General features: G+C 63.7%; 36 protein-coding genes and 1 pseudogene. 20 read left to right on the top strand and 17 right to left on the bottom strand.

Translation table 11 applies throughout. The features are described 5' to 3' along the window. Positions 1-23: 23 nt before the first annotated feature. Genes RFM98_RS08905 through RFM98_RS08890 form a run of 4 tightly spaced genes read left to right on the top strand, consistent with a single transcriptional unit; the run spans position 24 to position 3363 of the window. Positions 24-788 (top strand): ABC transporter ATP-binding protein, encoded by a 765-nt coding sequence (locus RFM98_RS08905; protein ID WP_320308586.1) that lies wholly within the window; start codon positions 24-26, stop codon positions 786-788. Beyond that, a complete protein-coding gene (locus RFM98_RS08900; RefSeq protein ID WP_320308510.1) occupies positions 785-1489 on the top strand; it encodes an ABC transporter ATP-binding protein in 705 nt (234 codons plus the stop codon). Before RFM98_RS08905 ends, RFM98_RS08900 begins: the two co-directional genes overlap by 4 nt. Before the next feature lie 7 nt (positions 1490-1496). Further along, positions 1497-2384 carry a branched-chain amino acid ABC transporter permease gene (locus RFM98_RS08895; RefSeq protein WP_320308509.1) on the top strand — a complete coding sequence of 296 codons (888 nt, stop codon included), beginning with the start codon at positions 1497-1499 and terminating at the stop codon, positions 2382-2384. 1 nt (position 2385) lies between these two features. Continuing rightward, positions 2386-3363, top strand: a complete 978-nt coding sequence (locus RFM98_RS08890) for a branched-chain amino acid ABC transporter permease (RefSeq protein ID WP_320308508.1) — start codon at positions 2386-2388, stop codon at positions 3361-3363. A gap of 48 nt (positions 3364-3411) precedes the next feature. Here RFM98_RS08890 and RFM98_RS08885 read toward each other — a convergent pair whose 3' ends face one another. Further along, positions 3412-4104, bottom strand: coding sequence for a winged helix-turn-helix transcriptional regulator (locus RFM98_RS08885; protein WP_320308507.1), 693 nt, complete (start codon positions 4102-4104; stop codon positions 3412-3414). 176 nt (positions 4105-4280) lie between these two features. Between RFM98_RS08885 and RFM98_RS08880 the strand changes: the two genes are divergently transcribed. From RFM98_RS08880 to RFM98_RS08860, 5 genes and pseudogenes are all read left to right on the top strand, one after another. Then, complete coding sequence (locus RFM98_RS08880) at positions 4281-4607, top strand: DUF1330 domain-containing protein (RefSeq protein ID WP_320216242.1); 327 nt, start codon at positions 4281-4283, stop codon at positions 4605-4607. 121 nt (positions 4608-4728) lie between these two features. Further along, positions 4729-5260 (top strand): annotated as a pseudogene (locus RFM98_RS08875) (hypothetical protein). A 132-nt stretch (positions 5261-5392) separates the two neighbouring features. Continuing rightward, positions 5393-7510 carry an EAL domain-containing protein gene (locus RFM98_RS08870; protein ID WP_320308506.1) on the top strand — a complete coding sequence of 706 codons (2118 nt, stop codon included), beginning with the start codon at positions 5393-5395 and terminating at the stop codon, positions 7508-7510. A gap of 86 nt (positions 7511-7596) precedes the next feature. Further along, positions 7597-7977, top strand: coding sequence for a hypothetical protein (locus RFM98_RS08865; protein ID WP_320308505.1), 381 nt, complete (start codon positions 7597-7599; stop codon positions 7975-7977). A 174-nt stretch (positions 7978-8151) separates the two neighbouring features. Continuing rightward, complete coding sequence (locus RFM98_RS08860) at positions 8152-8667, top strand: hypothetical protein (protein ID WP_320308504.1); 516 nt, start codon at positions 8152-8154, stop codon at positions 8665-8667. 6 nt (positions 8668-8673) lie between these two features. On the opposite strand, the gene RFM98_RS08855 is transcribed toward RFM98_RS08860, so the two are convergent. Continuing rightward, entirely contained in the window at positions 8674-8973 is a 300-nt protein-coding gene (locus RFM98_RS08855) for an AzlD family protein (RefSeq protein ID WP_320308503.1), read from the bottom strand. After that, complete coding sequence (locus tag RFM98_RS08850; protein WP_320308502.1) at positions 8970-9713, bottom strand: AzlC family ABC transporter permease; 744 nt, start codon at positions 9711-9713, stop codon at positions 8970-8972. Before RFM98_RS08850 ends, RFM98_RS08855 begins: the two co-directional genes overlap by 4 nt. 169 nt (positions 9714-9882) lie before the next feature. On the opposite strand from RFM98_RS08850, the gene RFM98_RS08845 reads away from it, so the two are divergent. Next, on the top strand, positions 9883-10341 hold the full coding sequence (locus RFM98_RS08845) for an Lrp/AsnC family transcriptional regulator (RefSeq protein ID WP_320308501.1): 459 nt from the start codon (positions 9883-9885) through the stop codon (positions 10339-10341). Positions 10342-10501: 160 nt separating this feature from the next. Here the strand turns inward: RFM98_RS08845 and RFM98_RS08840 are convergent, their stop codons facing one another. Genes RFM98_RS08840 through RFM98_RS08825 form a run of 4 tightly spaced genes read right to left on the bottom strand, consistent with a single transcriptional unit; the run spans position 10502 to position 11840 of the window. After that, positions 10502-10819 (bottom strand): plasmid stabilization protein, encoded by a 318-nt coding sequence (locus RFM98_RS08840; RefSeq protein WP_320308500.1) that lies wholly within the window; start codon positions 10817-10819, stop codon positions 10502-10504. Positions 10820-10854: 35 nt separating this feature from the next. Then, positions 10855-11052 (bottom strand): hypothetical protein, encoded by a 198-nt coding sequence (locus RFM98_RS08835; RefSeq protein WP_320308499.1) that lies wholly within the window; start codon positions 11050-11052, stop codon positions 10855-10857. Positions 11053-11102: 50 nt separating this feature from the next. Next, a complete protein-coding gene (locus tag RFM98_RS08830; protein ID WP_320308498.1) occupies positions 11103-11321 on the bottom strand; it encodes a hypothetical protein in 219 nt (72 codons plus the stop codon). 24 nt (positions 11322-11345) lie between these two features. Continuing rightward, positions 11346-11840, bottom strand: a complete 495-nt coding sequence (locus tag RFM98_RS08825) for a hypothetical protein (protein ID WP_320308497.1) — start codon at positions 11838-11840, stop codon at positions 11346-11348. Between the two features lie 381 nt (positions 11841-12221). Here RFM98_RS08825 and RFM98_RS08820 point away from each other — a divergent pair, with 381 nt between their 5' ends. Continuing rightward, complete coding sequence (locus tag RFM98_RS08820) at positions 12222-12446, top strand: hypothetical protein (RefSeq protein ID WP_320308496.1); 225 nt, start codon at positions 12222-12224, stop codon at positions 12444-12446. Between the two features lie 34 nt (positions 12447-12480). Here the strand turns inward: RFM98_RS08820 and RFM98_RS08815 are convergent, their stop codons facing one another. After that, complete coding sequence (locus RFM98_RS08815) at positions 12481-13374, bottom strand: alpha/beta fold hydrolase (RefSeq protein ID WP_320308495.1); 894 nt, start codon at positions 13372-13374, stop codon at positions 12481-12483. A gap of 31 nt (positions 13375-13405) precedes the next feature. Next, positions 13406-13639: a DUF6894 family protein gene (locus RFM98_RS08810; protein ID WP_320308494.1), complete on the bottom strand. Its 234-nt coding sequence runs from the start codon at positions 13637-13639 to the stop codon at positions 13406-13408. Positions 13640-13802: 163 nt separating this feature from the next. On the opposite strand from RFM98_RS08810, the gene RFM98_RS08805 reads away from it, so the two are divergent. Continuing rightward, entirely contained in the window at positions 13803-14522 is a 720-nt protein-coding gene (locus tag RFM98_RS08805; RefSeq protein WP_320308493.1) for a Crp/Fnr family transcriptional regulator, read from the top strand. Positions 14523-14653: 131 nt separating this feature from the next. Here the strand turns inward: RFM98_RS08805 and RFM98_RS08800 are convergent, their stop codons facing one another. Together RFM98_RS08800 and RFM98_RS08795 are read right to left on the bottom strand one after the other, a co-directional pair. Continuing rightward, positions 14654-14953 carry a DUF982 domain-containing protein gene (locus tag RFM98_RS08800; RefSeq protein WP_320308492.1) on the bottom strand — a complete coding sequence of 100 codons (300 nt, stop codon included), beginning with the start codon at positions 14951-14953 and terminating at the stop codon, positions 14654-14656. 205 nt (positions 14954-15158) lie between these two features. After that, positions 15159-15335 carry a hypothetical protein gene (locus tag RFM98_RS08795; RefSeq protein ID WP_320216225.1) on the bottom strand — a complete coding sequence of 59 codons (177 nt, stop codon included), beginning with the start codon at positions 15333-15335 and terminating at the stop codon, positions 15159-15161. 176 nt (positions 15336-15511) lie between these two features. Between RFM98_RS08795 and RFM98_RS08790 the strand changes: the two genes are divergently transcribed. From RFM98_RS08790 to RFM98_RS08770, 5 genes are all read left to right on the top strand, one after another. Next, positions 15512-16531, top strand: a complete 1020-nt coding sequence (locus tag RFM98_RS08790; RefSeq protein ID WP_320308491.1) for an SDR family oxidoreductase — start codon at positions 15512-15514, stop codon at positions 16529-16531. Positions 16532-16548: 17 nt separating this feature from the next. After that, on the top strand, positions 16549-16848 hold the full coding sequence (locus RFM98_RS08785) for a hypothetical protein (RefSeq protein WP_320308490.1): 300 nt from the start codon (positions 16549-16551) through the stop codon (positions 16846-16848). A 323-nt stretch (positions 16849-17171) separates the two neighbouring features. Continuing rightward, positions 17172-17402: a hypothetical protein gene (locus tag RFM98_RS08780; protein WP_320308489.1), complete on the top strand. Its 231-nt coding sequence runs from the start codon at positions 17172-17174 to the stop codon at positions 17400-17402. Positions 17403-17413: 11 nt separating this feature from the next. Then, entirely contained in the window at positions 17414-18475 is a 1062-nt protein-coding gene (locus RFM98_RS08775; protein ID WP_320308488.1) for a YihY/virulence factor BrkB family protein, read from the top strand. 230 nt (positions 18476-18705) lie between these two features. Then, complete coding sequence (locus RFM98_RS08770) at positions 18706-19614, top strand: hypothetical protein (RefSeq protein WP_320308487.1); 909 nt, start codon at positions 18706-18708, stop codon at positions 19612-19614. 99 nt (positions 19615-19713) lie between these two features. Here the strand turns inward: RFM98_RS08770 and RFM98_RS08765 are convergent, their stop codons facing one another. The 6 genes from RFM98_RS08765 to RFM98_RS08740 form a co-directional block, all read right to left on the bottom strand. Then, positions 19714-19908: a hypothetical protein gene (locus RFM98_RS08765; protein ID WP_320308486.1), complete on the bottom strand. Its 195-nt coding sequence runs from the start codon at positions 19906-19908 to the stop codon at positions 19714-19716. Positions 19909-20414: 506 nt separating this feature from the next. After that, the gene (locus RFM98_RS08760) at positions 20415-20624 is read right to left on the bottom strand and encodes a hypothetical protein (RefSeq protein ID WP_320216218.1); all 210 of its coding nucleotides are present in this window, start codon (positions 20622-20624) and stop codon (positions 20415-20417) included. 87 nt (positions 20625-20711) lie between these two features. Then, positions 20712-21077 carry a low affinity iron permease family protein gene (locus RFM98_RS08755; protein WP_320308485.1) on the bottom strand — a complete coding sequence of 122 codons (366 nt, stop codon included), beginning with the start codon at positions 21075-21077 and terminating at the stop codon, positions 20712-20714. A gap of 102 nt (positions 21078-21179) precedes the next feature. After that, entirely contained in the window at positions 21180-21692 is a 513-nt protein-coding gene (locus RFM98_RS08750) for a YciE/YciF ferroxidase family protein (RefSeq protein ID WP_320308484.1), read from the bottom strand. A gap of 137 nt (positions 21693-21829) precedes the next feature. Further along, positions 21830-22420 carry a cysteine hydrolase family protein gene (locus tag RFM98_RS08745; protein WP_320308483.1) on the bottom strand — a complete coding sequence of 197 codons (591 nt, stop codon included), beginning with the start codon at positions 22418-22420 and terminating at the stop codon, positions 21830-21832. Between the two features lie 10 nt (positions 22421-22430). Next, positions 22431-22970, bottom strand: a complete 540-nt coding sequence (locus tag RFM98_RS08740; protein ID WP_320308482.1) for an inorganic diphosphatase — start codon at positions 22968-22970, stop codon at positions 22431-22433. A 192-nt stretch (positions 22971-23162) separates the two neighbouring features. Here RFM98_RS08740 and RFM98_RS08735 point away from each other — a divergent pair, with 192 nt between their 5' ends. The 3 genes from RFM98_RS08735 (at position 23163) to RFM98_RS08725 (ending at position 24698) form a co-directional block, all read left to right on the top strand. Beyond that, complete coding sequence (locus RFM98_RS08735; RefSeq protein ID WP_320308481.1) at positions 23163-23456, top strand: hypothetical protein; 294 nt, start codon at positions 23163-23165, stop codon at positions 23454-23456. 730 nt (positions 23457-24186) lie between these two features. Continuing rightward, on the top strand, positions 24187-24396 hold the full coding sequence (locus tag RFM98_RS08730; protein WP_320216213.1) for a cold-shock protein: 210 nt from the start codon (positions 24187-24189) through the stop codon (positions 24394-24396). A 107-nt stretch (positions 24397-24503) separates the two neighbouring features. Continuing rightward, positions 24504-24698 (top strand): hypothetical protein, encoded by a 195-nt coding sequence (locus tag RFM98_RS08725; RefSeq protein ID WP_320216212.1) that lies wholly within the window; start codon positions 24504-24506, stop codon positions 24696-24698. Positions 24699-24942: the final 244 nt, after the last annotated feature.

Raw genomic sequence — 24942 nt, 5'->3', positions numbered from 1 at the left:
CCCGTCCGGACGGAAAAGAACAGATGCCGCGGGTGGTGCTTTCCGCCCGCGGCCTCAGGCGCGATTTCGCCGGCTTCGTCGCGGTGAAGGATGTCGACCTCGACGTCCATCACGCCAGGATCCATGCCCTCATCGGCCCGAACGGCGCCGGCAAGACCACGATCTTCAACCTCTTGACCAAATTCCTGCAGCCGACCAGCGGCAGGATCGAATTGCTCGGCACCGACATCACCCGCACGCCGCCGGCGAAGGTGGCGCGCATGGGCCTCGTCCGCTCATTCCAGATATCGGCGATCTTTCCGCACCTCTCCGTGCTCGACAATGTGCGCGTGGCACTTCAGCGCCCGGGCGGGCTGGGCTACCAGTTCTGGCGCCCGGTCTCCGCGCTGGACGCGTTGACGCCGAGGGCGCGCGAGCTGCTCGCCATCGTCGGCCTCGATGATGCCGCGCATCGTCTCGCCGGCGATCTCTCCTATGGCCGCAAGCGCGTGCTGGAGATCGCCACCACGCTGGCGCTCGACCCGAAGGTGCTTCTGCTCGACGAGCCGATGGCCGGCATGGGGCATGAGGATGTCGGCATGATCTCCGGCATCATCCGCTCGCTGGCCAAGGACCGCGCCGTGCTGATGGTCGAGCACAACCTCACCGTCGTCGCCGATCTCTGCGATTGGATCACCGTCATGCAGCGCGGCCAGGTACTCGCCACCGGCGATTACGCCACCGTCAGCCAGGACGAGCGCGTGCGCGTCGCTTACATGGGGACGGAGCACGATGAGGGCCGGGCATGAGTGAGCCGCTGCTTGCCGTGCGCGATCTCCACGCCTGGTATGGCGAGGGCCATGCGCTGCATGGCGTCGATCTCGACGTCTTCCGCGGCGAGACCGTCACGCTGCTTGGCCGCAACGGCGTCGGCAAGACGACGACGCTGCGCGCCGTCATGGGGCTGCTCGGCAAGCGCACCGGCTCCGTCACCTTCAACGGCAAGGATCTGATCCGCCTGCCGCTGCACCGCGTCGCGCATCAGGGCATCGGCTTCGTGCCGGAGGAGCGCGGCATCTTCGCGACGCTGACCGTCGACGAGAACCTGATCCTGCCTCCGGTCGTCGCCAAGGGCGGCATGAGCGTGGAGGAGATCTTCGAGCTCTTCCCCAACCTCAAGGAACGCCGCAACAGCCAGGGCACGAAACTCTCCGGCGGCGAGCAACAGATGCTGGCGATCGCTCGGATCCTCAGGACCGGCGTCGAGATGCTTTTGCTCGACGAGCCGACCGAGGGCCTCGCGCCGGTCATCGTGCAGCGCATCGGCGAGTTGCTGGCGACGCTGAAGAAGCGCGGCATGACCATCCTGCTGGTCGAGCAGAATTTCCGCTTCGCCTCCCGCATCGCCGACCGCTTCTACCTGATGGACCACGGCAAGGTGGTGGAAGGTTTTGCCGTCGGCCAGCTTTCAGCGCACACCGACAAGCTGCACGAGGTGCTGGGGGTATGATGACGCCATGTTGACGGTCTTCGGCATCCCCATCCAGGCCTTGCTCGGTCAGCTCTTGGTGGGTCTCATCAACGGCTCGTTCTATGCCATGCTCAGCCTTGGCCTCGCCGTCATCTTCGGCCTGCTGCGCATCATCAACTTCGCCCATGGCGCGCTCTATATGCTCGGCGCCTTCATCGGCTATCTGCTGCTGGTGCATTCGGGTATTGGCTACTGGCCGGCGCTGGTCCTGGTGCCGCTTATCGTCGGCCTGTTCGGCATGGTGGTCGAGCGCCTTGCCCTGTCGCGGCTCTACCGTCTCGACCCGCTTTACGGCCTGCTCTTCACCTTCGGCCTCGCCTTGGTCATCGAAGGCGTGTTCCGCTATTATTACGGCGTTTCCGGCAATCCATACGCGGTGCCTGCGCTGCTTGCCGGCGGCACCAATCTCGGCTTCATGTTCCTGCCCAATTATCGCGGCTGGGTGGTTGTCGCCTCGCTCGTCGTCTGCATCGGCACCTGGCTGCTGATCGAGAAGACCAGGCTCGGCTCCTATCTCCGTGCCGCCACAGAAAACCCGGAGCTGGTGCAGGCCTTCGGCGTCAACGTGCCGTTGCTGCTCACGCTCACCTACGGGCTGGGCGCGGCGCTTGCGGGTCTCGCCGGCATTCTCGCCGCGCCGGTCTATCAGGTCAGCCCGCTGATGGGCTCGGACCTCATCATCGTCGTCTTTGCCGTCGTCGTGGTCGGCGGCATGGGCTCGATCCTTGGCGCCATCGTCACCGGCTATATGCTCGGCCTCGCCGAGGGCCTGACCAAGGTGTTTTATCCGGAAGCCTCGAACCTCGTCGTCTTCGTCATCATGGCGATCGTGCTTTTGCTGCGGCCGGCCGGCCTGTTCGGAAGGGACGCCTGAGATGAGCGAGGCGACCCTTCACCAGGAACGCGCCGCTGCCTCCGTCAGGCTGGAACGAGCGCTGGTGGCGCTGGGCATCGTGGCGCTGATCGCCGCGCCCTTCGTCATCTACCCGATCTTCGTCATGAAAATGCTGTGCTTCGCGCTGTTTGCCTGCGCCTTCAACCTTTTGCTCGGCTACACCGGCCTGCTTTCCTTCGGCCACGCCGCCTTCTTCGGCGGCGCTGCCTATTTCTGCGCCTATGCCGTGAAAGCCTGGGGCTGGCCGCCCGAGGCCGGCATCCTGCTCGGTACTGCGGGCGCCGCGGGAATGGGTCTCGTGATGGGCTTCCTCGCCATCCGCCGACAGGGCATCTATTTCTCGATGATCACGCTGGCGCTGGCGCAGATGTTCTACTTCTTCTGCGTCCAGGCGCCCTTCACCGAGGGCGAGGACGGCATCCAGGGCGTTCCGCGCGGCCATCTCTTCGGCGTCGTCGACCTCAACCAGCCGATGAACATGTACTTCTTCGTGCTTGCCGTCTTCCTGATCGGCGTCTTCGCCATCTGGCGCATCGTCAACTCGCCCTTCGGCATGATCCTGCGCTCCATCCGCGAGAACGAGAACCGCGCCATTTCGCTGGGCTATTCCGTCGACCGCTACAAGCTCTCCGCCTTCGTCATGTCGGCGGCTCTTGCCGGCTTTGCCGGCGCGACCAAGGCGATCGTCTTCCAGTTCGCCACGCTCACCGACGTCACCTGGCAGATGTCGGGCGAGGTGATCCTGATGACGCTGCTCGGCGGCATCGGCACCATGGTCGGCCCGGCGGTCGGCGCGGGCCTGGTCGTCGGGCTCGAAAACACGCTCGCGACGTCCGGCTTCCCGGTGACCATCGCCACCGGCCTGATCTTCATGATCTGCGTGCTGGTCTTCCGGCGCGGGATCGTCGGCGAGATCTATGCGCGATGGCTGGGACGGGCGCGAGGCGGGGAAGGCTGAGTTGCTGGCGAAGGTGGTGGCCGCCGGCGCCGCCTGTCGTCAACAGCGCTACGCCGCGCGCTTGGGTTCCACCGCGAACGGGCTCAGGCCGAGCCAGGTCTGCATCTTCCTGCCGATGGCCTTGTCGCCGGTCAACGCGACCTTCGCGCCGGCCTTCTCGACGGTGAGCAGCCCCATCCAGATCGCCGTCATCGTGTGCAGGTCGGTCGAGACGTAGAGGTCGACCTCGAAGCCCGGGTCGTACCAGCACAGATCGACCTCGCCATGCTTCTCCACGACCAGCCACCACGAGCGTTTCGACGCCGGGAGATCCTGATACAGAAATTGTATCACGGTCCGTCCTTCGGGCAGCGGCGAGGGGTTCAGGTTGCGCCGCATGTCCCACATCAGCAGCGACGGATCGAGATTCTTCAGCGACAGCCGCGACTCAACCCATTTCTGTCCCCAAAACCCCATCGCCTCGACCACGGGGCGCAAATCGCGGCCCGCCTCGGTCAGCCGATAGTCGAAGATGCCCTTCTCGCCGGGGACTTCCCTGCGCTCGACGATCCCGGCCAGTTCCAGTTCCTTGAGCCGTTGCGACAGAAGGGTTGGCGACATCTTCGGCACGCCGCGTCGCAGGTCGTTGAAGCGGGTCGAGCCCGCCACCAGCTCACGCATCAGCACCATCGTCCAGCGGGTGCACAGCACCTCGGCGGCCATCGATAGCGGGCAGAACTGCTTGTATCCGTGCTGAGCCATGACCGGGTCCCTCCCTCGCAGCAGGAGCGAACATTAGCGCTTCATGAATGAAGCCGCGAGTACAGAAACTGTACCGGCCCGGTACAGATCGCGGACTGGTTGGCGTGGGCACTGCCATGCGAGTCCATGGCCGGATGCACGGGATATCCCCATGCGCCGCAACCAGGAGACTACCCATGACCGCTTACCTTATCGCAGACATCAAGGTGAAAGACCCGAAATGGATACCCGACTACGCCGCTTCGGTGCACGACCTCGTTCACAAGCATGGCGGCAAATATCTGGCGCGCAGCGGCAATGTGAGGACGCTCGAGGGTAAGCCGCTCGACACCACGCTGATCGCATTGATGGCGTTCCCGTCGGAAGCGGCGGCCCGCGCCTTCACCAACGATCCGGCCTACGCCCCCTTCGTGACGGCCCGTCAGGGTGGCAGCGACAGCCGTTTCCAACTGATCGACAACACCGATCTGGCCGGAACGATTTCATACCTGCCGAAGGGATGAGCGGCGGCAGCCGCATCGAACCCGGGATCATCATGCACAAACAGCCCCGGCGCTTGCCTGCCGCGCCGCCGTATTTCCGGCGGCCGGCCAGCCGGGCTTTCTCAGGAAGAATGGAACGAACATGACACCAGATTTTTGGAACAGGCTTCTCATGGCCGCTGCACTGCTGTCGGCCTGCACAACCCTCGCTCAAGCACACCAGGAGGCGACTCCCTCCGTGCCTGGCGCCAGCCCGCTGGCCGGCAAGGTACGAGCGGCCAACAGCCGGTTTCTCGACGTCAAGGCCGCGACGGCCGAGGGTTATGCGCCCCATCCCTTGCGCCAGCGGCATCACCGGCGGCGCCATGGGCATCCACTACGTCAACGGCCAGTATCTGAAGGACGACAAGATCGATATCGGCCGTCCCGAAGCCGTGATGTACGAGCCGATGGCGGACGGCACATTGAAGCTCGTGGCGGTCGAATACATCACCTCGAAGGGTCCGGCATCGCTCGATGGCCAGCTGTTCAACTTCAACAGCGCGCCCAACCGCTACGGTCTGGGCGAGTTCTATGAGCTGCATGTCTGGGCCTGGAAGGGCAACCCGACCGGCACCTTCGCCGACATGAACCCGAAAGTCTCGTGCGAGCACGCGATGGCGCCGAGCCAGTAGGAAGGGACCGCCAGGCGGCGCCATGCCGCCTGGCCATTCCATCGGACATGCTCACCCCGCCGGCTCCACCCGGTAACCCTTTCTTCTCTGCTTTCGTGCAGTATTGCCGGGACGGGACGGCAAGAACAAAGAATGGCGGACGACGATAAACGCAACGGCAAGTTCTGGGCACTGGCGCTCGACCGCGCTCATCTGGGCCTGTGGGACTGGAATCTGTCGACCGGCGATTGCTACTATTCGCCGACCTGGTCGAAGATGCTCGGCTATGAGGCCGGCGAACTCGCCAACACGTCCGATCTTTGGCTGAAGCTCACCCATCCCGACGACCGCCAGCGCGCGCAGGAAAGCGGCGACCGCCATATCGCCGGCCTCGTCGAATCCATCGAGACAGAGCTCAGGCTGCGCCACAAGGACGGTCATTGGGTCTGGGTGCTCGACCGCGGCGGCATTGTCGAATGGGACGCCGACGGCAAGCCGCTCAAGCTGATGGGCGTGCAGACCGACATCACCCGGCAGAAAGAGGCCGAGGCGGCGCTCGAACAGGTCAATATCCGCTTCCGCCTGGCGCTCGCCGCCAGCGGGACCGGCATCTGGCACCACGACATTGGCACCAGCAAAAGCTATTGGGACGCACGCAGCCGCGAGATATTCGGCCTCGTTGCCGACAAGGATGAGGTCCCCGCCGACCTCTGGCATACCTTCCTGCATCCCGACGACAAGGAAGCCACCGAGCGCGCTCACCTGCTGCCTACCGGCTCCAACGATGTCGTGGCCTCGCAATACCGCATCATCCGGCGCGACGGCCAGGTCCGCCATCTCGAATCGCTGGTGCGCTTCGTCGCCGATGTCGGCTCGGCCGGCCAGGTGCTGGGCACCGTGCGTGACATCACCGAGGAGAAGATGCGTGCCGAGGGGCTTGCCTTTGCCGCGCGTCACGACGCCCTGACCGGGCTGCTCAACCGCTCGGCCTTCGACCGGCTGCTTGCCGAGAACATCGCCATGGCCGAGCGCCTGCCGCTTGCGGTGTTTTATGTCGACCTCGACTACTTCAAGGCGCTTAACGACTATGCCGGCCATGCCGCCGGCGACTTGGCGCTGAAGAGCGTCGCGGCGGGCATCCTGGCCAGCCTGCCAGCGTCGGCGCATGCGGCGCGGCTCGGCGGCGACGAATTCGCGCTGATGGTGCCGAACTGCAATGACGCCTGTGCCGAGCATCTTGCCCGTGCCGTGCTTGCCGCGGTGCGCGATGCCGATCTCGGCTCGGCCGTCACCTCGCGTCGGCTTGCCGCCAGCATCGGCATCGCCTTCGTGCGCGACCGCAACATGAGCGTGGCCGACGCGCTCGCCTGCGCCGACGATGCCTGCTACGCCGCCAAGGCTGGCGGCCGCGACCGTTTCGCCGTGTTCTCGCCGGAGTCGGTTGCCGGCTCCAGTGGCCTCAACGCCGCGCGGCTTGCCGCCGACCTGGTCGACGCGATGGAGGACGGCCGGCTGAAGCTTTACGGCCAGGAAATCCACAAGCTCTGCCAGCCATGGGAAGACAGCCGCCATGTCGAGGTGCTGGCCAGGCTCGAAGGCCGCAACGGCAAGATGATCCCGCCCGGCGACTTCATGCCGGTCGCCGAACGCTTCGGCCTTGCCGCCCGGCTCGACCGCTGGATCATCCGCACCGCGCTGACGCGCCACGGCGATGCGATGCGCGCGGGCGCCATCTCGCTCGACTTCAACCTGTCGGCGCAGACGCTTTCCGATCCGCAGCTCTGGGATTTCGTCGACGAGGCCATCGCCGAAAGCGGCGCGCCGCCGTCGACCATCGGCTTCGAGATCACCGAGACCGCCGCCGTCACCAATTTCGACGCCGCGGCGGAGTTCGTGCGCAAGGCCAGGCAGCGCCAGTGCCGCGTCAGCCTCGACGATTTCGGCGCCGGCATGAGCTCGTTCGAGTATCTGCGGCGCTTCCCCATCGACGCCATCAAGATCGACGGCTCCTTCGTCGAGCACATCGCCGACAGCCGCTTCGACCGCGAGATCGTCTCGGCGATCACCGGCATCGCCCGCTCGATGGGCGCTGAGGTGGTGGCGGAGAAAGTCGAGGAGAAAGGCGCGCTGGAGATTCTCATGGGCATGGGCGTCGCCTATGGCCAGGGCTATTTCCTGCACCGGCCCGAGCCGCTGGAGGCGATCGTGGCGAGAGCCGTCGGCGGCACTGTGTCGCCGAAACGGCCGCATGCCAGGCTGGGCGTAAAATAAGCGGTTGCTAAAATTGCAGTTACTCGCTTAAGGGCGCCGTAATCGGGTGCGATGATGATCCGAGCTCACAAAATGGGAGCGCCTGGATGAAAACCCTTCCCTTGCTTGCGGCAACCGCAATCGGCCTGCTCGGCATCTTCGCCACGCAGCCATCCCATGCAGGCTCGGATAACGGCGGCGGGGTGGCGGCGGCGTCCACGGCCGGCGATGATGACGATCAGGTCAATACATCCAGCGTCGGCGACGACCATGAGGCCGCCGAGAATGACGAGGCCGGGCATAAGGGTGACGGCGCCGCTTCCGGTTCGCATGAAGGCGACCAAGGCGAAGATGGCGATCATCAGGGCGACGATCACGACGGCGACCACGAAGGCGGGGACGATGGCAGCCACGACGGAGGCGGCGACAGCGGCGGCCATGATAGTGGCGGCGACAGCGGCAGCCATGATGGCGGCGGCGACGACTGAGCTTCGGGATTGAGCGAAGACGACGCGGCTCATCGTTAAAAGGTGAACCATCGTTCTATCGAACTCTTAGGACACTGGGCTTATTGCCTGTGAAACGCTGTGCTCGGACATGACGTCTTGGCTCGACTGTCCGGCGTCCGATCCATGACGGACGGGCGCTCGCGAGACCCGGCGATGTCTTCGACGCTCAACACCGCTCTTGTAATCCTGCAGCAGCAACGTCTGCCGCCAATGGCTAGGCCGGCGGACAATCTCGTCGCGACCATCGACAGCGCCTCCGGTCCCGCTGCTTCGCCGCTCATGCCGGCGGAGCCCGCGATCTCGGCATCCATGTTCAGTCTCGACAGCCTCAACATCACGGCGACGAAGGTCCGGCTGATGCAGCGCGCGGGCAAGGAGTTTGGCGTCGATCAGACTGATTACGATTCGGTGTCTTCCTATGGTTCGGCGATCAAGAACGCCGTCGAAGCGTTGAAACGGCAATCGCCGTCGGCGGTCCCCAAGATCGAAAGGCAGCTTGGCCTGGACCAGCTTGGCGTTCCCCTCGATACGCTCGTCAACGCGGTCGCCGATCCGCAAGGCAGCGACAACCACAGGCTGGATGCCACGTTGAAACAGAACGCGGGCGGGCACGGCGAAGGCGACGCCGCCTCGATCCGTCCGGACGAGCTCGGGCTCTACGGCGGCTGAGGCCGGCTAACCCATCAGCCACCGCAACACGCCGGCCGAAGCCACCCCGATCACCACGGTCGGCAGCATCGACAGCCTGGTCGCGGCAAGCAGCGTGATGGCCAGGGCGGCGAGGTCCGCCGGGTTCTTGGAGACGAAGTCCGGCGCGATTACCGAGATCAGGACGCAGCCGGGCGCGGCTTCCATCACCGCCGTGGCGCGCGGGCTGAGCGTGCGGTTCCTCAGCACCACATAGCCGCCGATGCGGGTCAGATAGGTCACGCCAGCCATCGCCAGGATGGCGAGCACGGTCGTCGGATCGATCATTTCCCACCTGCCAGAAACCACGCGGCAACCAGTCCGGAAAGCGCGCCGGCCGCCACGTACCAGGCGCCAGGGACGATGAGATAAGTGAGCGCCGCCACGACCAGGCTGACCAGCCAGGGCCGCGCCGCGGCAAAGCCCTTCCACATGCCGCTCAGCAGCACCAGGAAGACGGCCGGGAAGGCCATCGCAAAACCGTATTTCTCGACGTCGCCAAGCACCGGGCCGAGCGCTGCGCCGCAGGTCGTGAATGCGACCCAGGCGAGGTAGAAGGGCAGGGCGGCGCCCAGATAATAGGCCAGGCTGAAGGCCGGCCGCATGCCGGTGGCGGCGCGGCGCCGCGCATCGGCCAGGCCCACGGCCCAGCTCTCGTCGCACATCAGGAACAGCGCCGGAAAAACCTGCCGCTTCGGCAGGTGGTTGATGAACGGCGCAAGTGCCGCGCCCATCAGGAAATGCCGACTGTTGACCAGCAGCGTAATGGCGGCGATCAGAAGGATATGCGGCGGCGAGGTCCAGAGCTGGATTGCGGCGAATTCCGAGCCGCCGGCGAAATTGAGGCCGGTCATCAGCGGCACCTCCACCACGCTCAGGCCTTTCTGCGCGGCCTGTGCGCCAAGCACCAGCGCATAGGGGATGATGCCGAGCAGCACCGGCGTCGAGGCGGCAAGCCCGCGCCGGAACTCCGCACCGCGCCCATTGGCGCCCTTGCCCTCGGCGAGGGCGATCTCGAAAATGCTCATGGCCTTGCCTTCGGCTGGCCTCGCGGCCGCCGTTCTCCCGGTCGGTTGTGGGTTATCGGTCGCTGGACAATAGCCGAAACGCTCGGCAATCGGGTTGCGAAGATGCGTCGTTTCTGCCACGATTTGGCATTGGGTAGCGTGGTCAGGCAAAAGATTGGAATCTGGAACCATGAAGCTGGATGAGATCGACAGACGCATCCTGCGCGCCTTGCAGCGCGACGGGCGCATGGCCAACAACGATCTGGCCAGGGAAGTCGGCCTGTCGCCGTCGCCTTGCCTGAGGCGCGTCAAGCTGCTGGAGGAGGCCGGCGTCATCGACCGCTATGTCGCCGTCCTCAACCCGGCCAAGATCGGCCGCGCCCAGACCTTCTTCACCCGCATCTGGCTGAAGCAGCAGGACGAGGACACGATCGAGCATTTCGCCGCCGAGGTGGCGAAATTCCCCGAAGTGATGGAATGCTATCTGATGCTGGGCGACTGCGACGCCATGGTGCGGATCGTGGCTGCCGGCATCGACGACTACCGCCGCTTCCAATCGGAGCATCTGAGCCGCATCAAGGGCGTGCAGAACGTCAAGACGGATGTGCCCAGCCAGACGATCAAGCAGACGTCTGAGATGCCGCTGTAGGTTTCTCCCTTCTCCCCCTTGTGGGAGAAGGTGGCCGCGAAGCGGCCGGATGAGGGGTGCTCCAGGAAATGCCGACGTTTCACTCCGCTGGAGCACCCCTCATCCGTCTCGGCGCTGCGCGCCGATCCACCTTCTCCCACAAGGGGAGAAGGGGAAGGCTTCAATGATGCGCGTGCTCCGCATTCCGCTTGCGCGTCGCCGCAGCTTTCCTCGCCGAGGCCGAGCGCTCGGCCGCGGATCGCTCGCCCGACGCCTTGCCGCCCATCCTGCCGCCCTTGTGCGCGGCGGGGTTGCCGGTGTGCTTGCCGCGGCCCGAGCCGCCTTCCTTCTTGCCGCCGGCGTCGTCCTTGTTGACGGTCGCCCAGGCGCGCCGCTCGGCTTCCTTTTCGGAAACGCCGCGCTTCTCGTAACCTTCCGCGATGTGGTCGGCCTTGCGTTCCTGCTTGTCGGTGTATTTCGATTTGTCGCCACGTGGCATTATCTTGCTCCTTGTTGCGCTGAATGAAATTGTCCTCAGGATTTCTTCTGCTTTGCGACGTCGCCAAGATCGGACCGTTCCGGATCCTTGTTGTTTTCGCCGGCCGCGTCGCGGTTTTTGTCGGGATCGTCCTTGGCCGGCAGGTAGCCGCGCGGCTTGTTTGCCTTCGGGCCTTCCCAGCGCGGCCATTGATCGGAGGTTCCAGGGCGTCCGGTTTTCGGTGAATTGCTCATCTCAACCTCGCTTCCGGAGGGTCATTGCCCTCCATCAACTTGGAAGGCGGTCAGCCCTCCGCCTTCATGGTTCGCGCGATCTCGAGCAGCTTGCCGCGATCATGTCCGTGCTCGCGGATCAGCTCCCGCGCCTGCTTCGGCGACAGATCGGTGTTCTCCGCCAGGAACCGCACGTCTGGATCGTCGCCGCCCTTGGTCGGCAAGGTGTCGGTCGCCGGCGCATGAGCAGCGCCCGGCCGGTGTGGGATCTTGTCGTTTGCCCGGGTCATCGCAGATCTCCTTCGATTTTTCTATCAGCCTGCCGTGTCCGGCTCCTTGCGCCGCGCTTCCTTCTTGCGGCGCAACACCTCGTCAGTGCCGACAATGTCCTTGGCGCCGCCGGTGATCGCGGTCGAGACCACGGCCGGCGGATCGCTTGCCGGAAAACTGTCCTCGAGGCCGGACTGCAACTGTTCTTCCAGCGTGTCCGGATTCTCCGAACGGCCTTCGGTGCGACGGCCGTCGATCTCTTCCAGATCGTGCTTGGCGTCGGGATGCTCACGCACGTTGCGCAGCGTCGACACGACGAGCTCGATGGCGAATTCCTTCATCGCTTCGCCATGCGGTCCCGCGAGATCGGAATCCTCCACCAGCCGGACAAGCGACTTCTCGACCTCGCCCAGCTCTTTCATACCCTGGCATTTCGCCAGCCGCTGCATCAGCGCGTTGATGAGGGCAGGGGCGAAAGCCGAATAGGCCTGCATGCGGGCCTCATCTACCCGTTCGGGATGAAGTGTATGCAAGGACATTGATGCCTCCATTGGAATATCCTGCGGCCATGGCTGCCCTTTGGGCGACCGGTCCTAAGCTGAACTGGGGGGCGGGGAAGAGGTTCCATCGCGGATGGGAGCCGGCAGGGAAACAGCGTTCGCGAAGCAGGCGCCGGCAGCCGACGGTCCTGCCGAAACATTTTCGTGACGCGGGTCAGACTGAAGTCCGACCCGTCCAACGCATTGGGCTGGCTTGTGCAACCAATGTGATTTCTGCGAATTGGTGAGCGGCCGACGAGAAAAGCCCCCTCCATCGCCGGCCATGCTGGTGCCCGCCAATCGCCACCCGCGCAATTTTGGCGGGCACCAATATCCAACAACAAGAAGGCCGCGCAGCCGGCTTCGGAGCGAGACGACGTTTTGACCTATATCTCTGCAAAGCCCGTCCGGCAGGACGCCGAAAGCCTGCCTGCCAATGACAACGACCGCGCCACCCTTGCCGACCTTTCCTTCCTCGATGCCATCAACAGCGAGGATGAGGTCGCCGACATTGCCAGGCGCGCCGAGCGTCTCGGCCATGCCACGCTCATTGCCATGGCAATCGGCCTGGCGGCCTTGCCGATTGTTTGGCTGATGCTTGTGTGAGTCGGACGGCGCCTTTTCCTGGAAAGAAAGGTTCCTATCTTCCGGAAAAGAATGCGTCGAGCGTGGCCGCCGTTTCGATTGGCGACTCCTCCGGAAAGAAGTGACCGCCCGGCAAGGCGCCGCTGCTGACATCGTCCGCCCAGTTTCGCCACAGGGCCGAGGGGCCGCCCTCCTGGACGTACCATTCGGCCAGCGCCCCATGCTCGCTCCATAGCGCCAGCACCGGGCAGGCGATGCGCCGGCCAGCTTCCCTGTCGGCTTGGTCATGCTCGCGGTCGAGGGAAGCCGCCGCGCGATATTCCTCGCAGATGGCGTGGATGTGCACGGGGTCGCGCAGCGCATCCACATAAGCCTGCCGAATGCCGGGCGAGAACACCTCGGGGGCGGACCCCCAGCCGGAAAGCGCATTGTCGACGACACTGTCGGCGGCGGCCGCCAGCATCGTCTCCGGCAGCGGCTCGGGTTGCGCCAGCAGCGACCACGGCCAGTAGCCGAGCGCCAGCCTCGCATCGGCGCGATCCCAGGCATCGGCGGTGGGAATGATGTCGAGCACGGCCAGCTTTTCCACGCGGTCCGGATGGTCGAGCGCCAGCCGGTAGGCGACGCGCCCGCCGCGATCATGGCCGGCGACCATGAAGCGCTCGAAGCCGAGCATCTCCATCAGCACCACCAGGTCGGCGGCCATGGCGCGCTTGGCGTAGGGCGCATGGTCGGCGGCCGATGGCGGGCAGGAGCTTTGCCCATAGCCGCGCAGATCGGCGCAGACGACGGTGAAATCCCGCGCCAGGCTTGGCGCCACGTCGCGCCACATCAGATGCGTCTGCGGAAAGCCATGCAGCAGGAGCAGGCCGGGCCCGCTGCCGGCGCGGCGGGCGAAAATCCTTGCTTTGCCGGTGTCGATCTCCAATGCCTCAAAATCTGCGAACATACTTGCCTCCGGCGGATAGCACGCTGGGGTTTCAGGTCCAGGCCGAGTCCAGTATCAGCGACGCCTCGAAGATCTGCACCTTCTTCGCGTCGCGCAGCTTCACTGTGATCTTCAACTGCTCGGCTCCCGGTGCCTCATCGCGGGCAATGTCCTGCAGGATGCGCAACGCCTCCAGGCCGGCGCGCTGGCGATCGGCAAAAAGCTGTCCCTGGTCGTCAACCTGGCAATACTCGGAATTATAGAGATCAAAATAGTAGCGTTCCATCGGTGAAATGTTCCAGGCGGTTCGCAGGTTCAATCCGTGGCCGCGATCATGGTTCCAGGCAGTTGATCCCGAGGGGAAATCCGTGGCGCGCCGGCCCTTGCCGCATGCCGCCTGCAACCAGCCCCGGCCTGCGGCGTTAGCTGTTGCGAATGGAGGATGCCGGATGCTGGAATCGCTCTATCTCAACCTCGGCCAGCACGACGCCCTGTCGGAGGAAGAGAAGGCGCTGCTCGCCCGCGCCATGTCACTGGAAAGATATGTCGCCGCCGGCGAGGATATCGTCACGGAAGGCACGCGGCCGATCTACAGCACGCTGATCGTCGACGGGCTCGCCGCCCGTTACAAGGTGCTGGAGGACGGTGGGCGCCAGTTCACCTCGCTCCAGGTCGCGGGCGATTTTGTCGACCTGCACGCCTTCCTGCTGAAGACGATGGATCACGGCATCGTCGCGCTCTCGCCCTGCCATGTGTTGGGTGCGGAGCATAGCAAGCTGAAGACGATCACCGAGCAGGCGCCGCATCTCACCCGGCTTTTGTGGCTGGACACGCTGGTCGACGGCGCCATCCACCGCGAATGGATCGTGGCCATGGGCCGCCGCTCCAAGATATCGCATCTCGCGCATCTGATATGCGAGCTGTTCGTCAGGCTGCAGGTGGTGAAGAAGACCCAAGAGATGAGCTTCCACCTGCCGCTGTCGCAGGCCGAGCTAGCCGACGTGCTCGGCCTCTCCGTCGTCCATATGAACCGGGTGATCGGCACGCTGCGCCGCATGAACGTCATCAACTGGACCGGCCATATGATCACGGTCCTCGATTGGGAGCGGCTGGTCGTGATCGCCGAGTTCGATCCGACCTATCTCAGCATGACACGTGAGCCGAGATAGGTCGGCCAGGACAGATGGGACTTGCGTGCCTAAAGCGCTTCGCGTCGAAACGGATTCACGCGACGCGCTTTAGGGCGTTGCTTGATGCATGTGGTTTTCGCAAAACCGAGGTCACTCTTGCGCGACATGGATTAGCCGGGCGGCGCCTTGAAGCGCGACCACAATTCGTCCAGCATGGTGAGCGCGGCACTTGGCCGGGCTGGCTTCAGCAAGCCCTGCTGCGCGGCGGCCTTCTTGAAGGCGGCAAAGGCGATCGCCGGCCGGCAGATGCCCGCGATTGCGTCGTCCACCAGTCGGACCGCTTCGAGGTAATCCGCCGCCTCCTTGTTCTTCCAGGTTCCGGCCAGCGCCGTCTTGGCTTCGGCGACCGTGGTGACCACCATCGTGCCGCCGTTGACGAAGCGGATGGTGAGCGGCAGGAAACGGCTCATCGGACTTTCACCATCCGAACCATTCGCGCGTGCGCCAGGCAAGGCCGACAAAGGGCGCGGCCGTGAGCATGGCGGCGGCGAGGACAAGGACCGGGTTGTTCATAGGCAAGGATTTCATGTTTCACCGTAAACTGAGGATGGCCATAAACGATGACTGCGCCGGACGGTTGCATCCGGCCGGCCCGTCGAAGGCTAAATTCCGAGGCTACATATTGCTCGCGGGCCGGACAGGCGGCGCCGGTCGATGCGGCGGGCGCGGGCGCGGCCTGAGCGGCACGTCGGCCAGCGAAGCACGGACCACCCTGACAGGGATCGGTGGCATGGCGGCGCGCCGGCGCAGCAATGCGGCCGAAAGGCCGCCGACAAAAATTCGAATGTCCATGGGACTCCTCCTCGAGAGTCCCCCCAATACGGAAGCGGTAGCACTGCCGGGCGGCGGCCGCATTTAACTTTGATGTATCTCCAAGCCGCCATGGCGAGGCGCGACAAACTAGTCCCGGCCTTTGCCGACCCCAACCTTTTGAGCCGACATGCGTTGTCTTGTGAAAGGAGACCACCATGCCGACCAGCAGCCGAACGAAAACCGACACGGCCCAGGAGCCAGACGCTGGCAAGAAAACAGACACGCACAAGACGGCGCGCAGACAGCGGGCTGTCCAGCGCAAGGTCGATGCCGCCGATCGCCGCAAGGTGAAGCCGAAATCGCCGGGCGCCATGCAGGCCGGTGCGCGTCGATACCCGACCCCGCCTTTCCCGAAGCAGCACCACCCCAAGCCAGGTGAGGAATGGGCGCTCGACCCGGCGCCGCTTTATGACGCGCCGTTCTGGCAAGGTTCCGGCAAGCTCAAGGACAAGGTCGCGCTGGTCACCGGCGGCGATTCCGGCATTGGCCGCGCCGTGGCCGTTCTCTTCGCCCGCGAAGGCGCCGATGTCGCCATCGTCTATCTCAGCGAGGATCGCGACGCCAAGGTGACCAGGCAGGCTGTCGAGGCCGAGGGGCGGCGCTGCATAACGCTGCGCGGCGACGTCGCCAAGCGCGCCTTCTGCCGCAAGGCGGTCGAGCAGACGGTCAAGGCATTCGGCAGACTGGACGTGCTGGTCAACAACGCCGCCTTCCAGGTTCACTCGGCCGACTTCTCCGACCTCACCGAGGAGCATTTCGACACCACGCTGAAGACCAATCTCTACGGCTATTTCCACATGGCGCAGGAAGCCGTGCCGCACATGAAACCGGGCTCGGCGATCATCAACACCGGCTCGGTCACGGGCATCGAAGGGTCGAAGGAACTGGTCGATTATTCGATGACCAAGGGCGGCATCCATGCCTTCACCCGCGCGCTCTCCGGCAACCTTGTCGGCAAGGGCATCCGTGTCAACGCGGTGGCGCCCGGGCCTGTCTGGACGCCGCTCAACCCGTCCGAGAAGCAGGCGCAAGACGTTTCGCAATTCGGCGCCAAGACGCCGATGAAGCGGCCGGCACAGCCGGAGGAGATCGCGCCGGCCTATGTGTTCCTGGCCTCGCCGCAATGCTCCAGCTACATCACCGGCGAGATCCTGCCGATCATCGGGGGTTACTGAGACATCAGGAGGATCCCATGAAGAAAGCTCTTCTCATCGCAGCCCTCACGCTGATCCCGGCACTGCCGGCGACGGCTCAGACGGCCGCCCAGCCGAAAGACCTGCAGGCGCAGAACTGCCAGGCCAAGCCCGACGCCAATGACCAGCAGCAAAAGCAGCAGGCCGAGACCGATGAACTGTCGAAGCAGCTCACCAATTGCGGCGGCGTGCTGAAGCCACCACCGACCGGTGACCAGAACGCGATGGCGCCGCCGCCGACCGGCAGCGAGATGCCTGTGATCAAGCCGGGCGAGGTACCGCCGCAGACGCCGCAGTAAGCGGTCGGCCGGCAAGCTCCAGCCGGAACTCACCCCGTCCTGGCCGGTTGGGGTTTTGGGTGGCGGGTCACCACGCCTTCGGACCCGCGGCCCTGGGGCTCCCACGGCCCGACGCTTGCCACCCTGTCTCTGCGCACCGGGCGGGCCTTTTTCTCAACCGGAACCAACCGTCTTGCGCCGAATTGTCATTTGCGGGCCGCGTCAGCCGGACCTGGTGGCAAAGAGAACAGGGCTGGTTTCTCCGGCTTCACGCCCTGGCCAACGAAAAGGCAGTCGAGCTCTTGTCCCACCCGGCCCGCTCCGTATCCGGCGCGGGACAGCAAATGGCAAAGCAGACGCAATCCACCAAAGGCAAAACCGAACCGCGCAAGGGCATGCCGAGCCGGCGTCTCGGCGAGAGCGAAATCAAGCAGCGCTACGAGCTCGACGCCGACAAGGACATCCGGGCCGAAGTGACGAATGCAGCACTTACCCTGGCCGAAGCGGTCGAGAAGCGGCGGGCAGGGGCGTTCCCCCGCCATCGGCGCTGGCTCGAGGATCCGCGTCCAAAATAGGTGAGGCGAAGATGCCCGGCTGGGTCGACGAAGGCTGGATACTGCTGAAGGAGAGCGTCACCGGCTATGTCAACGACAATGCGCTGAGCCACGGCGCGGCGATGGCCTTCTACGCCACCACCTCGCTGGCGCCGATCCTGTTGATCGTTGTCGCGATCGCCGGCATCGTCATCGGCAACGATGCCGCCCAGCTGGCGCTGTCGGCCGAGATATCCGGCGTCATGGGTTCGCAGAGCGCCGATCTGCTGAAGGCCACGATCGAAACCGCTTCGCACCGCTGGTCGGGCACCTTGGCCACCCTCATCGGGCTGGTAACGCTCTTCGTCACCGCGTCCGGCGTATTCGGCGAGATGCAGCAGTCGCTCAATAAGATCTGGAAGGTGACGCCCGACGGCGTGTCGCTGTCGCGGCTGGTGCGGGCGAGGGCGGCGAGCCTCGGTCTCGTGGCCGCGCTCGGCTTCCTGCTCCTGGTGTCGCTCGCGGCGAGCACGGCGATCGCCGCGCTCGGCGAGTTGATCAACCGCAGCCTGCCGTTCGGAGAATTCATCGTCAGTGCTGTCAACACGGTCGTCTCCTTCGTGCTGATAGCGTTGCTTTTCGCGGCGATCTACAAAGTCCTGCCGGACCGCAGGCTCAAATGGCGCGATGTCGGGATCGGAGCGGTGGTCACGGCGCTGCTGTTCACCATCGGCAAGTCGCTGATCGGCTGGTACATCGGCACCAGCGCCATCGCCACCTCCTATGGCGCGGCAGGCGCGCTGATGGTGGTGCTGGTCTGGGTCTATTATTCGGCACAGATTTTTCTCTTCGGCGCCGAGATCACGCGCGCCTATTCGGTGCGGCGAGGCAGCCGGCGCGACCTCGCGGCGGTCGTGGCTGACGCAAACCAGCGGGCTGCGTCGCCCCACGCCGGGGCAGCGGCCAGACCCGAAGCGACAATGCCGGCCAACGCTGGCGGTGGTGGCACGGCGGCGCCTCGGCCACCGGCCTTCGCCGGCGAGATCGGCATATGGATTGTGATCTCCAGCCTGATCACGCTGCTTGTCACGCGGGTCTTGCGCCCAAGAGGCTGAAGCCATCCATCGAGGTAGATTCCCGCAAGAAATCAGCAGGCTCCAAAGCCGCGGGCAGCCCTCGATCTTCATCATTAAACCGTTGGAACGAAAGCCAGTTCTGCGAATTGGTATTTCGTCTCGAGAGCAACAGGAGGTTACTATGGGACGCGGTATATTGCTTTGGCTGCTGGGGGTTCCAATCCCGATCATCATCCTGCTTATGCTGTTCGCGCGGTAGGAGATGTGTGATGAATCCCGCAGTAACTGACGTCGAGCTTTCCGGCACTACCGAATCTTCGTCTTCCGCCGTGAGTTGGGGTCCGATCATCGCCGGCGCCTTCGCTGCGGCGACGCTGACAGTGGTCCTGATGCTGATCGGCTCCGGGCTGGGGCTAACCATGGTTTCGCCCTGGACCGGCGCCGCTTCGGTCACCACTTTCGCGGTTTCGGCCGCCGTCTGGCTGATCGTCGTGCAATGGCTTTCGGCCGGGCTGGGCGGTTACTTGACCGGCCGGCTGCGGACGAAATGGGTCGGCATCCACGACAACGAAGTCTACTTTCGCGATACCGCGCACGGCTTCCTGGCCTGGGCGCTGGCGACGCTGCTGGTTGCCGGCGTGTTCGGCTCCGCCTTGTCCGCAACCATCGGCGCGGGTGTGCAGGCGGCGTCCAACGTCGCCGCCGGTGCGGCCGCAGGTGCTTCGTCGGCGGCCGCGAATGGCGCCGGCGGCGCAACCGACAACAACAGCCTGGGCTATTTCGTCGATCAACTCTTCCGCCCCGCCGACAGTGGCGCCGTCGCCCCGGCTGGGCAGAATGACGCCGGCACGACGGCGCAGGCAACGCGCATTCTGGTGGCGAGCGCCGCCAAGGGCGAAGTCTCGGCCGACGACAAGGCCTATCTTGCGAAGCTGGTAGCCTCCCGGACCGGGCTTTCACAGGCCGACGCCGGCAAGCGGGTCGATACCGTGCTTGCCGGCATCGAAGACGCCAAGAACAAGGCGAAGGCCGCCGCCGACACGGCCAGAAAGGCAAGTGCCACCTTCGCGCTCGTCGGCGCCCTGTCGATGATCGTGGGGGCATTCATTGCCAGCGTTGCCGGAGCGCTCGGCGGCAGACAGCGCGACGAAGACGAGGCGCTTTTCGTTCGCGGCTGACGAAGCCTCGGCTGCCTTCGGCATGCATCGTCAAACTCGCCCGCTGGCTTCGCCGGCGGGCGTTTTTGTTGTCAATGGATAACGCTGACCGGTCGGGTCTCAGTTTGAAATTTGAGCTGAACTTTTTTTGGCGACGAGAATGTGAGCCTCTCTCAGAAGAGAGGTCCACTCGTAGCCGAGCAAGGCGATAAGCTCGCGAGCCTGCGCTTCGGTTATGCCGGTCTCGTCCAGCAAGCGTCGAACGAAATACTCCTCGTCGGTCCCGCTGGGTGGCCCATGCTCTTTGTTAGCCATTGGAACTGCCTCGTTCAAGCCAAACGGGCCTATCTGACTTCTGTTCCTATCGGCGAATTGACTCGTAGGTGACATGATTCAGGCGTATGGTTGTGGGGTCGTCCGATCTGCAACGGGTACGGACGCGCTTGGAAGAGTTCACCACGCTTTCGCCCACTCTGTGAGAGGCAACGCGATATGTTGAGGACTCTATGGGGTGTTGCCGACCCCGAACAACTGGCCTCGCTCGGAAAACTCTTGGAAGAATACGCGAAAGAGATGGGCGTCTCTGGAGACGACGAAGCGCGCAAACGGTTGGCAGCGCGCATCATGGGCCTGTTTAACGAAGGCGTAACGGCACCGGAGGATATACGGCGCCGCTTGGACTCGAGCCAACAGGCGGTTTAGTTCGCCGGCTTTTTATAGGACCGCGCCCGGATCCGGCGACGGCGTCCTACCCGCTGACCAGGGGCACGCTCCGCTTCCGCCGGCAAGCGCCGTGCGACGGCTTCGCCGAGCTTGGCGCCCTACCGCTCTTCCTGCCGTTTCTCGATTTCGTAGGTGAGCCAGCGGCAGAACATGCCGATGATCGAGGTGGCGGCTCCGCCGAGCAGACAGGCCGTCAGCAGCGGGCTTTTCGATGCGCTGTCCCAGCTGACGATCGCCAGCAGGGTCACGCTCACCGTGGAGATCAGATAGCCTGCGCCCTTGAGCAGATGAAGCGACGATCTGGTCATGCTGGTCCGCCTTCGAGATTGAACAATCAATCCTGACCGAGGTTCCATTCGCGCAAATGTCCCCTCCGGATGGCCGGTGGCTGCAGCTCAGGCGTTAGCCGCCTTGCTGGTCTTGGCTGCCGCGCAGCGGGCGCGGAACTCGTCGACCTCGGCCTCGGTGAGATGCTCGATGCCGATGAAATCATTCTTGGCATGGCCCGAGCGGATCAGCTCGTCGAGCTTGGCCTGGATGGCGGCGCCGTCGCGGTTCTGCGTGTTCTGGATCAGAAACACCATCAGGAAGGTGACGATCGTGGTGCCGGTGTTGATGACGAGTTGCCAGGTCTCCGAATAATGGAAGACCGGACCGGTTGCTCCCCACAGCAGAACCGAGCCCAGGCAAAGAGCGAAGGTCCACGGCCTGCCGGTGGCATGAGCGACGGCGGTCGCCACGCGATCGAATGCCTTTTCCATGGGATGGGACTCAAGGGGGAGTGACAGCACCGAGCCCCGGCAAGCTGCCAGGGCTCGGCGGATGCCGGATCGAGGGACGATCCGGCCGTCCGCTGATCGCCGCTATGCGGCCTCGGCCGCTATATTGACGGCGGATTCGGCGAGCTCGGTGAGCGCCGCGTCCGTTTCCTTTTCCTCGCCCAATGTCTTGTCGAGCAGGTTGACTGCCTCGGTCAAGCCGAGTTCGGAAGCCCATGTCCGAAGCGTGCCGTAGCGTGAGATTTCATAATGCTCGACCGCCTGGGCCGCGGCCAGCAGACCGGCGTCGAGCGAGGGCGAGCCCTTGTACTCCTCCATGATCTCGGCGCCTTCCTCGGTGATGCCCATGATGGCGGCGCAGGTCTTGCCGACGGGCTTCTTGTCGATCACCTCGAACACTTCTTCGAGCCGCGCGACATGCTCCTCGGTCTGGACGCGATGCTTCTCGAAGGCCGTTTTCAGGTCACCGCTCTGCGCGGCCTTTGCCATCTTGGGCAGTGTGGCGAGAATCTTCTTTTCGGCGAAATAGATGTCTTTCAGCGTGTCGTGGAAAAGTTCGTTGAGGCCTTTCTTCGAGGCCGCCTTCGTCGTCGCCATGTGCGCATCTCCTGGTGGGGTTGGATCGTTGTCAACACCGCCGTCCGCAAGTTGTTCCGAACAGATTTTTTGGCGGCGAGGGCCGTGAACGATCATTTGTTATTGACGAGGTCTGCGCTGATCTTCTGGCACTTCGACTAAACCCAGGACTCCAGAATTTCGTCCACTGGAGCGACTTCGACATGGTGCGAATATCTTTTGGTGAACAGCCTCACGATACTGTCGTAGGCTTCGTCGGAGGTGCTGCAAATCGCGTCCTCGGCGAGGACCGTCCGAAAGCCGAAATCGATGGCTCCAAGGAGCGTCGCCAGAACGCACATGTCGGCCTCGCCTCCGCTGACGACAATGGTGTCGACATCCTCCGCGGTGAGCGCGCGCCTCAACCTGCCTCCGAACCAGGGCGAATAGACAGGTTTGTCGAACTGTCGGGCGGGCGGAACGAAATCCTTCAACTCCGGCGCCAGCTCGATGATCTCCATCCCTGCTTTTTCGAGTGTCATTTCTGCCCAGTGTTCATAATACCCGCGCCACTGGCCTTGACCCTCTCCTGCCCGTAGCGCCGGAATGAAGCGGGTGAAGATGGTTCGCGCCGGCGACCTTTCGGTGAGCCGAAGGACTTTGGGCAGAGTCTGGGGAAACCACTCGACCGCCCACGGTCCGGGAGGCATGCGCTGCATGTCGACACAGATATGCACGGCGTTTGGAGGAATGGGGCTGGAGACAGGCATCCGCCATTCACTAGTCGGCAAATTTTCGCTTGAAGGATTTCATCCCCTTCGTCAGCGAAAGCTTGGCCTCGGCAGCGTTCTGCCAGCCCTTCAGCTTGATTTTCTTGCCGGTGCCCAGCACCGACGAAAGGAAGAATTGTTCTATTTCCCGGCGAAGATCATGTGGAACATCGGAAGCAACCACTGGCTCATCCGGCGCGTCTTCCTTGTGAGGGCAGAAGATATACCTGTCGTTGCGAACCTTCGTGCCGTCGGGATCACGCTGCTTCACCCTCAGTGCGCCCAGCAGGTCGCACTTGATGACGACGCCTGGCGCCGCAGCCGCCTGGTGGATGACCAGCCCGTCGAGCGGATCGCCGTCGTCGCCCAACGTCGAAGGCACGAAACCCCAATCGTAGGGATAGGTGTTCCCGACAGGAAGAGGCCGGGAATATTCAAACACGCCGGTCTTTGGCTCATAGGCCAGCTTTGCCGCGGACCCGCGCGGCGTTTCAACGATCACACGAAACAGATTGCGGCAGGTTGCCGGGAGTCTCAGATAGTCCGCCATGGCCAAGCTCTCGCAGTCACGCTTGGCAAGAGAACCTTGCAGCGGCGCGAATGTTCCCGACCGTCCGATGGCCGTTCGCTAGGGCGACGTCGGGACGTTTTGCGAGGCTTATTTTCATTTCGCCTGGAACTTTTTGCCAGGAAGCACGCTTCTCAAAAGCAATTATTTCTAACCATGGCAGGGAGCAGACAAATGAATACCAAAATGCTTTGCATGAGTGCTATCGCGTTGTCCCTTACCGCTGGCGCAGCCATGGCCGGCACCGCCAAAGGCACCTCGGCCTTGGACGACCCGCAAAAGATGGCGCCCTTCTTCACCGATGCCGGGATGAAGACGATGAGATCCGGCGATGAGTTCAAGAAGGCCTGGATGGCCATGACCGAGGAAGACCGCGCGTCGATCAAGAAGGACTGCGGTGACGAAACCATCGCCAAGGAACACGACGATTTCTGCAAGATGACCAAGGAACTCGGCGGCGCGAACTGACGCCGGTGATCGACAAGGAACGGCGGCTGTCTCGGCCGCCGTTTTTTGTTGTCGACGCGCCGGGCCGATATGCATGCTTCAAGCATTGCGTCGCATGAAGCCGGGTTTTGAGCGCCGGGTTTTGAGCGAGGGCTCTCGCCGGGCGATACTTCAAAGCCCGCTCGATTTGACAGCGCCTACACTTTGACAGCGCCTACACTCTGCCCGAGCGGGAAGGGAGCGGCCATCGAGGCACCAGCGACGATCAGCAAAGTTGACGCGATAGGCCGGGGGCGGCTGTTCTGCATGAAATAAGCAATGGCTAATAAAGACATGAGGTAAGCAAGGGATGTGACATCGGTGCCACGGTGACCGTCACCTTGGCATCGCGGCCACCGACCCTCATCAACATTTGTTTAGCCGGGGCAGCGCTTCCCGGCGACTGGGTCATCCAGCTTCCGCGGCCTACAACCTTCTGGATTCGAAGATGCCGGGGCACACAGCGCATCCTCCCTCGGCCGTGCGACAACGCGATTTTTGTGATTGCCGGGAAAGGCCTGTTTCGCAAATATATCCAGGCCGTCTTGTCGCGAACCAAATTTAACGCTATATCTACGAACGTCGATCTTGTTGAACGAACGTTGTTTCAGCGCTTTGCGCCCTGACGATCTTCCCTCTCAATTTCGAAAACCGTGACGTTTGGCGTTCCGCCAAGCGGCGGTAATTTGTGTCGATTTGAAAGGAAATCGTTATGATTACTGGAACAGTGAAGTTTTTCAACGCCACCAAGGGTTTTGGCTTTATCGAGCAAGGTAATGGCCAGCCGGACGTATTCGTTCACATTTCCGCTGTGGAGCGCGCTGGGTTGCGTTCTCTCGTGGAAGGCCAGAAGGTCAGCTTTGACGTCGTCAAGGATGCCCGCAGCGGCAAGAGCGCCGCGGAGAACCTCCAGGCCGCCTAAACCATGCGTCGGCGCCTTTGACCATGGATGTACCGGCATTGGTGCCGAGGTTTTGAGGGAAGGTCGGGCTCGCCCGGCCTTTTTCATTTTGCATAGCGAGGTAGCAGATGGCTGAGACGAATGTGTTCAAGCCGAAAGGCGACGCCAAGAGCGAGGCCACCACGAAAACCGCGCGCGCGATCATCGACAGCGACGCGGCGGCCAGGATCGCGAAGACCGCCCGGCTTCGAGCCGCGAGGCTGGCGCGCGAGCCGGTGGAGGAAGTGCCGAAGAAAGCCAAGAGGAAGGCGGCTGGCAAGTGAGCGGCCAGTCCATCTAAGCTTTCAATTTTGCCGCCCTCTGTCGGGCCAGATCCGCGTAGACCTCAGAGCGGTCGCCGTCATGTCTGTCGATCAAGGCAATTGCTGCCGGCCGGCTGATTTTGCCGATCTTCATGATGAATTCGAGCTCATGCCTGGGGATGGCCAATGCCCATCGGGCGAGCCGGTCGCGCTTCGATTCGTTCGCCATCTCGGTTCTCAACGCATGGTGTAACAGAACGCCGGG

The sequence above is a fragment of the Mesorhizobium australafricanum genome (genome assembly GCF_033977265.1).
Taxonomy (GTDB): domain Bacteria; phylum Pseudomonadota; class Alphaproteobacteria; order Rhizobiales; family Rhizobiaceae; genus Mesorhizobium; species Mesorhizobium australafricanum.
This window is presented reverse-complemented; position numbering and strand designations above follow the sequence as displayed.